Below are 14,141 nucleotides of genomic sequence, written 5' to 3'. Positions count from 1 at the left end.
CATTGCCGTTTGGATCGTGTCGTATCACGACCACATATAGACGCGACAGACGGAAACCGGAGCAAGGAATCTCATGAATCTGTTCGACACCATTCGCAACACCATCGTACCGATCCACAAGGAAGGTTATGTCTTTGTGGCGGCCTTCTTCGTCGCATCGCTGGTGCTCGGCTGGATCGCCGAACCGCTGTTCTGGGTCGGTCTGGTGCTGACGGCCTGGTGCGCCTATTTCTTCCGCGATCCCGAGCGCGTCACGCCGCAGGATGACGACCTCATCATCAGCCCGGCCGATGGCAAGGTTTCCGCCGTGCAGAGCGTCGTTCCGCCGCTGGAGCTGGAACTCGGCAAGGAGCCGCTGGTGCGCATCTCGGTGTTCATGAACGTGTTCAACTGCCATGTGAACCGTTCGCCGGTGCGCGGCCGTATCGTCAATGTCGCCTACCGTCCCGGCCTCTTCCTCAATGCCGAAGTGGACAAGGCTTCCGAAGACAATGAGCGCAACGGCCTCGTCATCGAGACGTCGCACGGCAAGGTCGGCGTGGTGCAGATCGCCGGCATGGTTGCACGCCGCATCGTCTGCTGGGTAAAGCCAAATGAACCAGTCGATGCCGGTGAGCGTTTCGGTCTTATCCGTTTCGGTTCGCGCCTCGATATCTTCCTTCCCGCAGGTTTCGAGCCGCGTGTATCGGTCGGCCAGACGGCGATTGCCGGTGAAACCGTGCTCGCCGAATTCGGCTCCGCCAAGGGTCCGGTCGTCAGCCGCCGCGGCTGACGGAAACAGGAAGGGCATGCGCATGGAAACGCCGATCGCCGAGCCGCAACAGAACGGCAAACCCGAGGGCCGCAGCGATAGCGGCCGTGGACCGCGGCTGAGGGAAATTCCCTTTCGCCTCGTCGTTCCCAATCTCATCACCGTTCTGGCCATCTGTGCGGGGCTGAGCGGCGTGCGTCTCGCCATCGAGGGGCGGTTCGAGCTGGCCGTCGGCATGGTGCTGCTGGCCGCCTTCCTCGACGGCATAGACGGGCGCATCGCCCGCATGATGAAAGCGACGTCCAAATTCGGCGAGCAGATGGACTCGCTGGCCGATATCGTCAATTTCGGCGTCGCGCCTGCGCTGGTGGTCTATGCCTACCTTCTCGATCAGGCACGCTCCATCGGCTGGATCGCCGCCCTCATTTACGTCATTGCCGCCGGCCTGCGTCTAGCGCGCTTCAACGTCATGATCGAGCGGCCGGTGAAGGCGCCCTGGCAGAATGAGTTCTTCGTGGGCGTCCCCGCCCCGATGGGTGCCATGCTGGTGCTGCTGCCGGTTTATCTCGGCTTCCTCGGCGTCGAGCCGGACAAGCCCTTCGCCTATGTCGCCGCCGCCTATACCGTGCTGATCGGTTACCTTCTCATCAGCCGCCTGCCGGTCTGGTCGGGCAAATCCGGCACCAGCCGCATTCGCCGCGATCTGGTGCTGCCAATGATCCTCGTCGTCGTGCTTTATGTAGCGATGCTGATGAGCTTCACCTGGGAAGTTCTGGTTCTGACGGTTGCCGCCTATCTCGTCTTCATTCCTATCAGCGCCCGCCTCTGGCATCGCCGCTACGGCACGCTGACCATCGAGGAAGACGGGCATGACGACGCCAATGGCGGCAACGGCCTCGATCGCGGTATTTAAAACCGCAGGTTTATTTTTTCTCGCACAAGCCGGCGCAGGATGTGACGCAAAATGTCGCAGCCTGAAAAGCCGGCTTCGTTTTTCTTCGCCTCGAATCCGTCAAGATTAGCCGCGAAAGAAGTGGCTCACACGCATCGCAACGGCGATTGGCGTGAATTGTGGAGAGAGAGAAATGACGAACGAGACGAAGGCGCAGCCGCAGGCGAAGCCCGACCTCAACAGCCACTACCGCCCGCTCGGACTGAAGGCCGTTGCGGCCGCAGCCCTGATGCTGAAGCGCAAGCCTGCCGCCAAAACCGCCTGAAAATATTCGGTTTTTTGATTTTTCGAATTTTGCGGACTGTCTGGAAAACGGAACGTTCCCAACGGAAAATCGACAATCACGCGGCGCCTTTTCCGGGCGCCGTTTTTGTTTCAAGCACTGCCACTAAATTGCAGAGCGTCAGTCATTCATAAAATCGGCAGCCTTATGTAACGAAGCTGCAACGAAAGTGTAGTAAAAATCTCGCCTTCCACAAGAAGGCTATACGAACACCGACGTATAGATTAGTGAATACAAAAGAACTTTTCTATTCCGCATTTTTTTCCACAACAATGCATAAGCCGGCTTTCGAATCCGCAGACACGCGGATGACGAATATTCGGCGTTGAGGGAAGATTGTGAAGACAGGCCAGGGGGGCTTGGGACGGCCATGCAGGATAAAATCCTTCTGATTGAAGATTCCGTTGCTCTTTCCATGCTGCTGAAGACGCGGCTTTCGGAAGAAACGGAAGCCGAGGTCGTCCATTGCGACAGCATGGCCGCAGCCGATACCCTCATGCAGGCCCATAATTTCACGCTGGCGCTGACGGGTCTCAACCTGCCCGATGCGCCGAAGGGCGAGATTCTCGCACTTCTATCCGAGCGCAAGGTGCCGGCCATCGTTTTCACCGCCACGGTGGATGAGGAGGCGCGCAAGCGCTACGCCGAAAAGAAGATCATCGATTACATCGTCAAGGACGGTCATCGCACCGTCGATGCGGTGGTAAGAACCGTCCAGCGGATTTTGAACAACAAGCTATTCTCCGTTCTTGTGGTCGATGATGTGCGCGCGGCACGGTCCGGCCTCGTGGAAATTCTGGAGCGGCAAAATTTCAGGGTCAGCGAGGCCCACTCCGGCAAGCAGGCGCTGGAAATCCTGTCGCAGAACCCGACGATCCAGCTCGTCATCACCGATTATCATATGCCTGACATGGACGGTTATGAGTTGACGCGCCGCATCTGCGACAGCCGCTCATCCGAAGATTTGCGGGTGATCGGCATATCGTCCTCCACAGACCGGTTGCTTTCGGCAAGCTTCCTGAAGGCTGGCGCCTCGGATTTCGTCTACCGCCCCTTCGTGCCGGAAGAATTGCAGTGCCGTATCGATAACAATATCGAGACGTTGAAGCAGCTCAAACGCCTGCGCGAACTGGCCGAACGCGACCATCTCACCGGCCTGCCGAACCGCCGCTCCTTCTTCGAGCGCACGCGGGCGCTGATGGATGTCATCAATGGCAATGACGAGAGCGGCGCCGTCGCCATTCTCGACATCGACCATTTCAAGAAGATCAACGACACGCTGGGCCACGATGCCGGCGACAGGGCGCTGAAAAAACTGGCAGAGCTGCTGCATGACATGTGCGGCGAGCAACGCCACATTCCCGCCCGCCTCGGCGGCGAGGAGTTTGCCGTGTTCCTGCGCGGGCTGGATGCGCGCGCTGCCTATCAGTTCTGCGAGGAGCTGCGCGGACAGGTGGAAAAGAACGGCCGGCAGCTGAGCGGCAGCAGCCTCGCCCTGACGATCTCGCTCGGCGTCGTGGAGATCGAAAAGGGCGAACCCTTCGACAACCAGCTGAATGCGGCGGACCAGCTGCTCTATCTCGCCAAGGCGAATGGCCGTAACCGCGTTTATTCCGACATCATGATCCAGGAAGGCCTGCAGAAGATCGGGCGGAACGGCTGAGTTTTCTGAACAAGATAGTCTTGCGGGGGATCGAGCGCGTGCCGCTTGTTTCTTCTCCCCGCCGGGGAGAAGGTCGCGGCAGCGGGATGAGGGGGCAAGCTCTCCGCAAGTCTGTTCCGTAGCCCCCTCATCTGACCCTTCGGGCCATCTTCTCCCCGGCGAGGAGAAGAAATATGCGGCGACTTCCAGCTCAAACAATTATGCGCAAATGCGCAGACCATTCTTCAAAACAATGACATCTGCCCTTCGTCCTTTGCCGGCTTGATCTTCGCCAGCGGCGCGCTTTCCGGCACCGGTTCGATGAGATCCGCGCCGACATTGGCGACCTTGTTGACCTTCTCCGATACCGGGATCATCTCGAAAAAATCGTCCTGAACCGGCCGCATCAGATCGGCGACCTCGCGCGGCTCCTGGGTTTTGCAATCCAGCCAGCGGCTGAAATCCTCGGGCGCGATGACAACAGGCATGCGGTCGTGAATATGGCCGATCGCGGCATTGGCGGCGGTGGTGAGGATCGCGCCTGTATCGACCTCCGAGCCATCGGCGGAAGACCAGGTTTCCATGAGACCGGCGAAGGCGACGATGCCGCCGCTTTTCGGGCGGATGAAATAAGGCTGCGGTTTGCCGCCCTCCTCCTTCGGCGGGCGTCGCCATTCGTAAAAGCCGGTAGCGGGGACAAGGACGCGGCGATGGCGCATGGCGGCGCGGAAGGAGGCCTTGCCGATGGCGGTTTCCGACCGCGCATTGATGAGCAGCGGAAAATCCTTCGGGTCCTTCACCCAGCCGGGCAAAAAACCCCAGCGGACCAGCACGGCCCGGCGATTGGGCAGGTTGCTGCCGCGCTCCTGCCGCTCCCCCTCCATCACGACCAGAATGGGCTGCGTCGGCGCGATGTTGAAACGGGCGGGAAAATCCTCAAGGCCGATCAGATCGAGATAATCGGCGATCTCTTCCGGCGTCGCCTTCAGCACGAAACGTCCGCACATGGCCTTCTCCTTGAGCATTGTTCACCGGAAATGTTCTAGGCCCTTGGCCCGAACAGGATGATGGCGGTACCGGCAAGGCAGACCGCGCCGCCGGCAATATCCCACCGGTCCGGCGCATGCCCTTCCACGCTCCAAAGCCAGAAGAGCGAAGCAGCAATGTAAATCCCGCCATAGGCGGCATAGGCCCTGCCCGCCGCCTCTGTCGGAACCAGCGTCAGAAGCCACGCGAAAGCGGCCAGCGCCACCATGCCGGGCAGCAATATCCACCCGGTCTTGCCGAGTTTCAGCCAGGCCCAGAAGGAAAAGCAGCCGGCAATTTCGGCAAGAGCCGCCAGAACATAGATAAGATAGACCTTCATTCCACCGTCTTTAACATGCACAATCACGCCCGTTCCGGACTATAAGCATCGGCACGGAAACCGGAATCGATTTTTCCGAGCCACGTACCACTATAGACAGGCCGGCAACGGCCGAAACAAGCGAAACCATTCATGACCCTCCGTATCAAGCCCCGCCCCGCCTCCTCCGCCATTGTCAGGAACGGCGACCGGCTGCTTCTCGTGCGCCGCATCAACCCGCCTTCCAAGGACATGTTCGCTTTTCCGGGCGGTCGCGGCGAAGACGGCGAAACGCCGGCCGAAACGGTACTGCGCGAATTGCACGAGGAAACCGGCATCGTGGCGCGCAGGCCGCAGCTTTTCGCGACATACGATCTTCCCTCCCGCGACGCCGAAGGGGTGCTGACGAGCCACTATTTCCTGTCGGTCTTCACCGTGGAAACCGATGCCGATCCGCTCGTGACTGTCGGCGACGATGCGGCGGATGCGGGCTGGTACACATTGGCGGAAATCCGCCTTCTGCCGGCGCCGGAAAGCGTCGTCGAATGCGCCGAACGCCTGCTTGCATGATTGCCAGCCAGCCAGAATCGCTATTATCTAGGGCCGATCCGCCCGCCGGATGGTCACGAGCCAACAGTTCACGAGCCAATAGTTCACGAGTATGTGTGGGGCAGAATAGAATTTTGATACGGCCAACCATCTTCCTGTCTCTTTTTCTGACAATGCTTGCCACCGCCGGGCAGCAGGGCGTCGCTTATGCGCAGCCTTCAAAACCCGGTTCCGAGGTGCGTCCGGCGGAAGCCGCGCCGCCCAAACCGGCCCCTTATGACGACAAGCTGGCACGGCTGTCGGAGATACTGGGCGCGGTGCAATATCTTAGAACCCTGTGCCCTTCTTCCGGACCGGAGGACTGGCGCAGATCGATGAGCGATCTTCTGGCTGCGGACACGGCCAACGAACCTGAACGACGTCAGCGCATGACGGCCGCATTCAACCGTGGATACCGCTCCTTTGCGGCCATCCACACCAGTTGCACACGCGCCGCCATCATGGCAGAAGAGAACTACCGTAACGAAGGGGCAACACTCGCGCAGGAAATCGCGTCCCGGTTCGGAAATTAGAGGATTATTAACCTCTTTTCGCCGCAGGCCGTGCCGTTTTGATAAAAGGCTGCTAGTGTTGTTAACAGGGTGGTAAGGACTTGCCCGCCCTGTCGAGGATGAAAGATGCAGACAAGCCGTAACGAAATCGACGATATGATCGTGCATGAAAAGATGCAGGTCGCTCTGGAACACCAGAACGAGGCATGGGCTGACGGCATGGCCGACGGCATCGAGCCGGAGATCATCGCCGATGCCGCCATCGCTCTGGCCATGCGCGAAACCATCCGTATGCATGGCGAGGCCGGCGCTGAAGCAATGCTGGAATCGCTGCGCCAGCGCATGCTTCAGGGCGAATTTTCGCCGCAGCGGGTAATACAGTAAAGCCGGGGTCTATCATGTCTTGCCTGAGCAAGGGGCTTTTGCGCTCTTCCGCCCTGCTGTCCATCCTGCTTGCCCTGACCGCCGGGCCGATTGGCATGCCAGGCCGCGCCTTTGCCCTTTCCGAGCTGAAGCCGGCGCAGAACACCGAAAGCGAGCCGAAGGCTGAGAATGGCGGTGAGCCGCAGCAGGCCCAGCCTGCGGAGCCGGACGAGATCGAAGGCGATTCGGAAGGCATTCCCCTGCCCGACCCGTTGGTGGACCGTTCCGCCAACCAGTCGAACCAGCAATCCTCCAAGCCCGACAACACGCCGGAAATGTCCGTGGTAATCGAGCACGATATTTCCAAGGCGCCGGAACCCGTGCGCAAGCTGCGCCAACAGATCATCGAAGCCGCCGCCTCCGGCGATATCGAAAAGCTGCGGCCCTTCATCGCCGCCGGCCAGAAAGAATTCCGCATCGACGGCAATGACGGCGAAGACCCGATTGCGGCGCTGAAAAGCTATTCCGGCGATCCTGACGGGCTGGAAGTGCTGGCGATCATCATCGACCTGCTGTCGACCGGTTATGCCCATATCGATGCCGGCACGCCTGACGAAGCCTATGTTTTCCCCTATTTCGCCGGAAAGCCGCTGAATACGCTGACTGCGCCGGAAAAGGTGGAGCTTCTGCGCATCATCACGGCGGGCGATTTGGCCGACATGCAGGAATATGGCAATTACAGCTTCTACCGGGTCGGCATTTCGCCCGATGGCAAGTGGAAGTTCTTCACCGCCGGCGATTGATCGCATCGCGGTGCTTGCCGTTCTCTGGCAAAAATCCTAACTGTGCGGAATGAGCATTCCGGCAAAGCGCATCTGCTTTTTGCCGGAGATCACAGAGTACGACGAACCGAACGGTGACGCCATGCCTTCCGCCCTTCTTGCCGACCGCCGCCTGATCCGGGTTTCCGGCACCGGCGCCGAGGAATTTCTGAACAACCTCATCACCGCAGATGTTGAAAACCTGCCGGAAGGCGAAGCACGGGCCGCAGCCCTTCTGACGCCGCAGGGCAAGATCCTGTTCGATTTCCTGATCTGGCGCGATGGCGGGGATTATCTGATCGAAACGGGCGCTGCCGAACAGGACGCGCTGCTGCGCCGCCTGACCATGTACAAGCTGCGCGCACCGGTCGATCTCAAAGCCGAGACGGTCGAAGGCGTGAGCGTTTTCTGGAACGAGACTGCACCGGCGGCAGGCATTCGGGATGGTCGTTTCGCCAAGGCCGGAATCGATCTCGTCAGGCTACCGGGCGCATCCGCATCCGGCGACAGCGCGGGCTATGATGCGCTCCGTATCGAGCATGGCATTGCCGAATCCGGTCGGGATTATGCGCTGCAGGATGCTTTTCCCCATGACGTGCTGATGGATGTGAATGACGGCGTTTCCTTTAAGAAGGGCTGCTTTGTCGGTCAGGAAGTCGTCTCGCGCATGAAACATCGCGGCACGGCAAGACGCCGCGTCGTCACCGTTTCGGCTGAAGGCGCGCTTCCCGCCAGTGGGACGGAGATTACCGCCGATGGAAAACCGGTCGGCGCGCTCGGAACCGTTTGCGGCAACAGGGCGCTTGCCATCGTTCGGATCGACCGCATTGCCGATGCGCTCGCATCCGGCACGCCGCTTCTGGCGGGGACTGTCCCCGTGACCGTGGCCCTACCGGCCTGGAGCGGCCTTTCCTTCCCCGCGGCCGATCCGGCGGCGCGGGCGGAGGACTGAGAGTGGCTCCTGCAAAAAGCCCGCGCGCCTGGCAGCGCATGCTGTCCGGCCGGCGGCTCGATCTGCTCGACCCGTCGCCGCTCGATGTGGAAATCGCCGATATTGCCCATGGCCTTGCCCGTGTCGCCCGCTGGAACGGCCAGACGCGCGGCGACCACGCCTTTTCCGTCGCCCAGCATTGCCTCATCGTCGAAACCATCTTCTGCCGCATGTGCACAAGCGCGACGCCTGATGACATGCAGATGGCGCTTCTGCACGATGCGCCGGAATATGTCATCGGCGACATGATCTCGCCGTTCAAATCCGTCGTCGGCGGCGGTTACAAGACCGTGGAAAAACGGCTGGAAGCCGCCGTGCACCTGCGTTTCGGCCTGCCGCCGCATGCATCGCGCGAATTGAAGGACCGCATCAAGAAAGCCGATACGGTCGCCGCCTTTTTCGAGGCGACGGAGCTTGCGGGTTTTTCCACCGCCGAGGCGCAGAAGTTCTTCGGCCTGCCGCGCGGCATTACCCGCGACATGTTCGACATCACGCCCCTGCCCTCAACCGAAGCGCAAAAGCTGTTCATCGAACGTTTCGAGGCCATCGAGGCGATGCGTGCCGTCAAAACGGGGAGCGCGACATGACGGCCATTGTCGTATCGCCGCTGTCGCGGATCGCGGAGATGGCCGTTAAACACAAGGCCCGCGAAATGGTGACGCTGATCGCCAAAGAGCAGTCCTTTCACCGCCCCGCCGTCATTGCCGCAGACCGGCATCTGACGCTTGCCATGAACGACATCGCATTCAAGGGCACCGCCGATCTCATCGCGCCAGACGATGCACATGTGCTGAAGCTGATCGATTTCGCCCGCGAATGGGACCAGTCCGCGCCGCTGCTCATCCATTGCTGGATGGGCGTTTCCCGCTCACCCGCCGCCGCCGTCATCGCCGCGCTCAGCCTTTATCCGGATCAGGACGAGATGGAACTTGCGCTGCGCCTGCGCGCCGTCTCGCCCTATGCCACGCCCAATGCCCGCATCATCGCCATCGGCGACCGTCTGCTCGGGCGCGAGGGCAGGCTGGTGGCGGCAATCAAAAAAATCGGCAGGGGAGCGGATACGGATGGTAACGTGCCCTTCGTGCTGCCGCTTGGCAACTGAGGCCGTTTTGGCGGAACCCTCACGGCCTCCAGTCGTTACCAACCCTGAAGAGCAATGAAAATCACAGGATAATTCATGGAACAACAGGCAACGGATATCATCGTCGCATCGCAGGCGGCGTTGCAGCAGGCAAGCGCGCTTGCGGTGCAATATTCCTTCTCGGTAGTCGGTGCGCTTCTGCTGCTGATCATCGGCTGGCTGGCCGCCACCTTCCTGCAACGCTGGGCATTTCAGGGCCTGTCGCGCATTCGCGGTTTCGATGCGACACTCGCCGGTTTCTTCGCCGGCGCCATCCGCTATGTGGTTCTCATTCTGGTGCTGGTCATGGTGCTTGGCCAGTTCGGGGTGCAGACCGCCTCCATCCTCGCCGCCCTTGGCGCTGCCGGTCTGGCCATTGGCCTTGCGTTGCAGGGCACGCTGCAGAATATTGCCGCCGGCATCATGCTTCTGGTGCTGCGCCCCTTCCGCGTCGGCGAATATATCGAGACCAGCACGGTCAGCGGCACGGTGATCGAGATCGGGCTGTTTGCGACCGAGCTGAAGACCAGCGACGGACTTTACCGTCTCGCGCCCAACTCCACGCTCTGGAACGTGCCGATCACCAATTACAGCCGCTTTCCCTCGCGCCGTCACGAACTCAGCCTGACGGTCAAGAATGATGAGGATCTGGCGGCCGCACAGGATATGCTGATGAAAGTCGTGCGTTCGGAGAGCCGGGTTTTGCTGGACCCCGCCCCCGTCACCTTCGTCGATTCGGTCAGCGCCGACAGCGCCACCGTCAAATTGCGCTACTGGGTGCGCAGCGACACTTATTTCGCAACGACCCGCGATGTGACGAAAGCCATGAAACTCGCCTTCGACGAGCGCAAGGCGGAATTGAGCGCCCAGCCGGCCTGAGACCTCACGTCTCCCCTCTTTTCAAGCGCGGTGGCTGCAACAGCCATCGCGCTTTTCGTTGCGCCACGTTGGAGCGCGCACTTGCATCCCGCGAATGCGGCCTCTATAGGTCGATACGTAATGTTATTACGTAACTATCTTTATCGATATGAGAGGGCCGAAACAATGCAGAAGACACTCACCCGCGTCACCGGCGCCGTCGCACTTGGTTCCATGCTGCTGGCGGCGACAGCGGCAATGGCTGCCGGTGGCGACAAATCCGCTGCCCACAGCCACGACCATGGGCACGATCACGGCCACCAGATGACCGAGGCTGAAAAGCAGATCTACAAGGGTTATTTCGAGGATGCGCAGGTGAAGACGCGCACGCTTTCCGACTGGGAAGGCGACTGGCAGTCGGTATATCCCTACCTGTTGAACGGCTCGCTCGATTCCGTCATGGCCGAAAAGGCGGCGCATGGCGACAAGACGGCGGCGGAGTACCGCGCCTATTACGAAATCGGTTACAAAACCGATGTGAACCGCATCGTCATCAAGAGCGACAGCGTGGCGTTTTATAAGGACGGCAAACCCGCTGAAGGCACCTATGTCAGCGATGGCCATGAAATCCTGACCTACAAGAAGGGCAATCGCGGTGTCCGCTACATCTTCAAGAAAACCGGCGGCGATGAGGCCGCACCGCAATTCATCCAGTTCAGCGACCACTCCATCGCCCCGGTCAAGGCGGGCCATTACCATCTCTACTGGGGCAACGACCGCAAGGCATTGCTGGACGAAGTGACCAATTGGCCGACCTATTACCCGTTCCTGATGGACGGCGGCGATATCGTGGAAGAAATGGCGGCGCATTAACTTCGCGCGACATTCCGGCACGGGCATATTCTTCATGCCCGTGCTGCATTCCTTATTGCCCCATGGTGGAGCGATGCGCCCAGCCGGTCATGCGCTTTTCAAGCCAGGCCATGATCGCATACATGACGATGCCTTCCACCGCGAGCATCAGCAGACCGGCAAAGACGAGCGGCACATTGAACTGGCTCTGCGCCGAACTCATCATGTTGCCGAGGCCGTAATTGGAGGCGACCGTCTCCGACACGACCGAGCCGACAAAGGCGAGCGTGATGGCGATTTTCAGCGAGCCGAAAAAATAGGGCATGGAGCGCGGAATGCCGACCTTCAGCATGATGTCCATCTTCTTTGCGCCAAGCGCCCGCAGCACATCTTCCGTTTCCGGCTCTATGGTGGCGAGCCCGGTCGCGACGTTGACGACGATGGGGAAGAAAGAGATCAGGAAGGCGGTCAACACGGCAGGAACCGTGCCGATGCCGAACCAGATGACGAGGATTGGCACCAGCGCCACTTTCGGGATGGCGTTGAAGCCGATCATCAGCGGATAGAGCCCGGCATAGATGGTTTTGGACCAGCCGATGAACAGGCCGATGGCGAGACCGGCGGCCACCGCAATGGCGAAACCCAGCGTCGTGGTATAAAGCGTCTGCAGCGAGTTCTTCCAGATCGGCGACCAATATTGCACGATGGCCTGTCCCACCCTTACCGGTGACGGCAGAATGGTGGGCGGCATTTTCAGCGCGTAGACCAACAGTTCCCACAACACGAAAAGCGCCAGCGTATAAAGCCAGGGGGCGGCTTTCACCCAGTTGACGCGGGCAATCAGCGGCTTGCGCGGCTCGGCCGCAACGGTGCCTTCCATGATCGCGCTCATGCCGCCACCCTCGCCTGCGCGATCTCGCCATGCAGTTCCTGCACCATGTCGTTGAAACCCTTGTCATACATGATATCGAGCTGGCGCGGGCGGGCAAACGGCACGCGGTGTTCCGCCAGCACCCGGCCCGGCCTTGCGCTCATCACGAAAATCTTGTCGGCCAGAAATGTCGCCTCGCGCAGATCATGGGTCACGAGGATGATGGTGACGCGCTGCGCGGCGTGCAGGTCGCGGATGACGCACCACAATTCCTCGCGCGTGAAGGCATCGAGCGCACCGAAAGGCTCGTCCAGCATCAGCAGTTCCGGTTCGTGGATCAAGGCCCGGCAAAGATTGGCGCGCTGCTGCATACCGCCGGAAAGCTGCCACGGATACTTCGAACCGAACCCCTTCAGGCCGACGATTTCCAGAAGGCGCTCTGCTTTCACGACATATTCCGCCTTGTGGGCGCGCAGACGTCGGCGATGTTTTTCGACGATCTCCAGCGGCAGCAGGATGTTCTCAAGCGTGGTGCGCCAGGGCAGCATCGTCGGGTTCTGAAACGCCATGCCGACGATGGAAACCGGCTCCGTGACCTGCCGCCCGGCAACGATGACATTGCCCTTCTGCGGAATGTGCAGTCCCGTCACGAGTTTCATCAGGGTCGACTTGCCGCAGCCGGAGGGACCGACCACAGCCGCGAATTCGCCCTTGTCGACCGTCAGGTTCAAACCGGATACGGCCAGCGTGCCGGCGGAGCCGCCATAGCGCATGTCCACACTGTCTATTTCCACGAGATGTGACATTGCTGTTCCCGTTTTAAGTTGTAGATCGGGTGGTTGAACCCTGCAGCGTTGCGGCTTGTTTCTTCTCCCCGCCGGGGAGAAGAAGCATGCCGCACCCGCTCACTCCGGCCATTACGGAAGCATGCGTTCTTCCTTGGCTGGCAGATAGGTCGCGTCGAACACCTGCTCCGCCTTGACGTTGCCCTTCAGGCCGAGGGAAACTTTCAGCGTCTCGATGGAGGCGGAAAGCCGGGCCGGATCGACGCCGCCCATGCCGTTTTCCACCACATAGGGCGTCTTGATATTCATGCTGTTGGCCATGTTGAGGCGTTCAAGCTCGATGGCGCTGTCGAGCGTCTCGTTACGCTTGAGCACGGCCGCCACGCCCTCTTCGGGGTTCTTGACGGAATCGGCGAAGCCCTTGGCCAGCGCTTTCAGGAAGCCCTTCACGGCATCCGGGTTTTTCTCTGCGAAATCAGTGTTTACCAGCACCGCGTTGCCATAGAGATTCAAGCCGTGCTCGGCCATCAGAATGGTCGAGATATCGTCATCGGCGATGCCCTGCTTCTTGAGGTTGAGGATCACCGAAAAGGCAAAGCCGAAAACGGCGTCGACATCGCCCTTGGCGAGCATCGGTTCACGCACCGGAAAACCGATCGATTCGATCTTGATCTTGCTGTCATCGAGACCTGCGACCTGCTTGAAGGCGGGCCATTGCGCAAAGGCGCCATCCGGCGGCGGCGCACCGAGCTTCTTGCCTTCCAGCGACTTCGGATCGCCGGTGACACCGAGCGACTTGCGGCCCACCACGGCAAAAGTCGGGCGCTCATAGACCATATAAACGGCCTTGATCTTCTGGCTCGGATCTTCGTCGAGGAACTTCATCACCGAGTTGATGTCGCCGAAACCCATCTGGTAGGCGCCGGTCGCCACGCGCGGAATGGCTTCCACCGAGCCGTTGCCGCTGTCGATGGTGACATCGAGGCCTTCAGCCTTGAAGTAACCCTTGTCGAGCGCCAGCAGGAAACCGGCGGCGGGACCTTCGAACTTCCAGTCGAGCGTGAATTTTACCGGCGTTTCGGCCCGCGCCTCGACGACCGGCAGCGAAAAACCAGCGGTTACACCGATGGCGGCAATGGCCAGAGCCCTGGTCAACAACCTGCGCGTTAAAATCATCTATTCCCCCTGATGGTTTTGTTGGATTGGTTGCATAAGACCCAATTCCAGCCCTCAAGGCAAGATAAAATTGCATACAAAATAGCCATTATTTTGTATGCTTATTTTATATGCACAAACACGCGCAAGGCAGGCAAAAAGCCGGCATTTTGCCCATCGCGCATGCAACGAAGCGAAAGCGGGATCGTTCACGCAGAGAACACAGCGTTCTCATTTGCCGGGGTTGCGGAT

At 60.1% G+C, this 14,141-nt stretch carries 18 protein-coding genes; 13 read left to right on the top strand and 5 right to left on the bottom strand.

Going from position 1 to position 14,141, the window contains the following annotated elements:
• Positions 1–73: 73 nt before the first annotated feature.
• The 4 genes from L901_RS00195 (at position 74) to L901_RS00185 (ending at position 3,649) form a co-directional block, all read left to right on the top strand.
• Entirely contained in the window at positions 74–772 is a 699-nt protein-coding gene (locus L901_RS00195; RefSeq protein WP_003520681.1) for a phosphatidylserine decarboxylase, read from the top strand.
• A gap of 22 nt (positions 773–794) precedes the next feature.
• The gene (gene pssA, locus L901_RS00190) at positions 795–1,664 is read left to right on the top strand and encodes a CDP-diacylglycerol--serine O-phosphatidyltransferase (protein WP_059753142.1); all 870 of its coding nucleotides are present in this window, start codon (positions 795–797) and stop codon (positions 1,662–1,664) included.
• Positions 1,665–1,836: 172 nt separating this feature from the next.
• Positions 1,837–1,968 carry a hypothetical protein gene (locus L901_RS27805; protein ID WP_003496883.1) on the top strand — a complete coding sequence of 44 codons (132 nt, stop codon included), beginning with the start codon at positions 1,837–1,839 and terminating at the stop codon, positions 1,966–1,968.
• A 388-nt stretch (positions 1,969–2,356) separates the two neighbouring features.
• Positions 2,357–3,649 carry a PleD family two-component system response regulator gene (locus tag L901_RS00185; protein WP_059752370.1) on the top strand — a complete coding sequence of 431 codons (1,293 nt, stop codon included), beginning with the start codon at positions 2,357–2,359 and terminating at the stop codon, positions 3,647–3,649.
• A 224-nt stretch (positions 3,650–3,873) separates the two neighbouring features.
• Here the strand turns inward: L901_RS00185 and L901_RS00180 are convergent, their stop codons facing one another.
• Both L901_RS00180 and L901_RS00175 read right to left on the bottom strand, forming a co-directional pair.
• The gene (locus L901_RS00180) at positions 3,874–4,635 is read right to left on the bottom strand and encodes an SOS response-associated peptidase (RefSeq protein ID WP_059753139.1); all 762 of its coding nucleotides are present in this window, start codon (positions 4,633–4,635) and stop codon (positions 3,874–3,876) included.
• Between the two features lie 35 nt (positions 4,636–4,670).
• The gene (locus L901_RS00175) at positions 4,671–4,994 is read right to left on the bottom strand and encodes a YnfA family protein (RefSeq protein WP_059752367.1); all 324 of its coding nucleotides are present in this window, start codon (positions 4,992–4,994) and stop codon (positions 4,671–4,673) included.
• 132 nt (positions 4,995–5,126) lie between these two features.
• Here L901_RS00175 and L901_RS00170 point away from each other — a divergent pair, with 132 nt between their 5' ends.
• The 9 genes from L901_RS00170 to L901_RS00130 all read left to right on the top strand — a co-directional run bounded on the left by L901_RS00170 (position 5,127) and on the right by L901_RS00130 (position 11,099).
• Entirely contained in the window at positions 5,127–5,543 is a 417-nt protein-coding gene (locus L901_RS00170) for an NUDIX hydrolase (RefSeq protein WP_059752364.1), read from the top strand.
• Positions 5,544–5,656: 113 nt separating this feature from the next.
• A complete protein-coding gene (locus tag L901_RS00165) occupies positions 5,657–6,094 on the top strand; it encodes a TIGR02301 family protein (protein WP_059752361.1) in 438 nt (145 codons plus the stop codon).
• A gap of 105 nt (positions 6,095–6,199) precedes the next feature.
• The gene (locus tag L901_RS00160) at positions 6,200–6,457 is read left to right on the top strand and encodes a hypothetical protein (RefSeq protein ID WP_059752360.1); all 258 of its coding nucleotides are present in this window, start codon (positions 6,200–6,202) and stop codon (positions 6,455–6,457) included.
• Positions 6,458–6,471: 14 nt separating this feature from the next.
• Entirely contained in the window at positions 6,472–7,239 is a 768-nt protein-coding gene (locus tag L901_RS00155) for a hypothetical protein (protein ID WP_059752357.1), read from the top strand.
• Between the two features lie 121 nt (positions 7,240–7,360).
• A complete protein-coding gene (locus tag L901_RS00150; protein WP_059753136.1) occupies positions 7,361–8,209 on the top strand; it encodes a folate-binding protein YgfZ in 849 nt (282 codons plus the stop codon).
• 2 nt (positions 8,210–8,211) lie between these two features.
• The gene (locus L901_RS00145) at positions 8,212–8,835 is read left to right on the top strand and encodes a YfbR-like 5'-deoxynucleotidase (protein ID WP_059752354.1); all 624 of its coding nucleotides are present in this window, start codon (positions 8,212–8,214) and stop codon (positions 8,833–8,835) included.
• Positions 8,832–9,350, top strand: a complete 519-nt coding sequence (locus tag L901_RS00140; protein ID WP_059752351.1) for a tyrosine phosphatase family protein — start codon at positions 8,832–8,834, stop codon at positions 9,348–9,350. Before L901_RS00145 ends, L901_RS00140 begins: the two co-directional genes overlap by 4 nt.
• 75 nt (positions 9,351–9,425) lie before the next feature.
• Positions 9,426–10,247, top strand: coding sequence for a mechanosensitive ion channel family protein (locus L901_RS00135; protein ID WP_059752348.1), 822 nt, complete (start codon positions 9,426–9,428; stop codon positions 10,245–10,247).
• 165 nt (positions 10,248–10,412) lie between these two features.
• On the top strand, positions 10,413–11,099 hold the full coding sequence (locus L901_RS00130) for a metal-binding protein ZinT (RefSeq protein WP_059752346.1): 687 nt from the start codon (positions 10,413–10,415) through the stop codon (positions 11,097–11,099).
• Between the two features lie 52 nt (positions 11,100–11,151).
• Here L901_RS00130 and L901_RS00125 read toward each other — a convergent pair whose 3' ends face one another.
• The 3 genes from L901_RS00125 to L901_RS00115 all read right to left on the bottom strand — a co-directional run bounded on the left by L901_RS00125 (position 11,152) and on the right by L901_RS00115 (position 13,910).
• Positions 11,152–11,970 (bottom strand): ABC transporter permease, encoded by an 819-nt coding sequence (locus L901_RS00125; protein WP_003520664.1) that lies wholly within the window; start codon positions 11,968–11,970, stop codon positions 11,152–11,154.
• On the bottom strand, positions 11,967–12,755 hold the full coding sequence (locus tag L901_RS00120) for an ABC transporter ATP-binding protein (protein ID WP_059752343.1): 789 nt from the start codon (positions 12,753–12,755) through the stop codon (positions 11,967–11,969). The genes L901_RS00125 and L901_RS00120 overlap by 4 nt, the downstream gene beginning before the upstream one ends.
• Before the next feature lie 111 nt (positions 12,756–12,866).
• Positions 12,867–13,910, bottom strand: coding sequence for an ABC transporter substrate-binding protein (locus tag L901_RS00115; protein ID WP_035259422.1), 1,044 nt, complete (start codon positions 13,908–13,910; stop codon positions 12,867–12,869).
• Between the last annotated feature and the right edge of the window lie 231 nt (positions 13,911–14,141).

It is taken from the genome of Agrobacterium sp. D14, assembly GCF_001526505.1.
In the GTDB taxonomy this organism is placed as follows: Bacteria; Pseudomonadota; Alphaproteobacteria; order Rhizobiales; family Rhizobiaceae; genus Agrobacterium; species Agrobacterium leguminum.
This window is presented reverse-complemented; position numbering and strand designations above follow the sequence as displayed.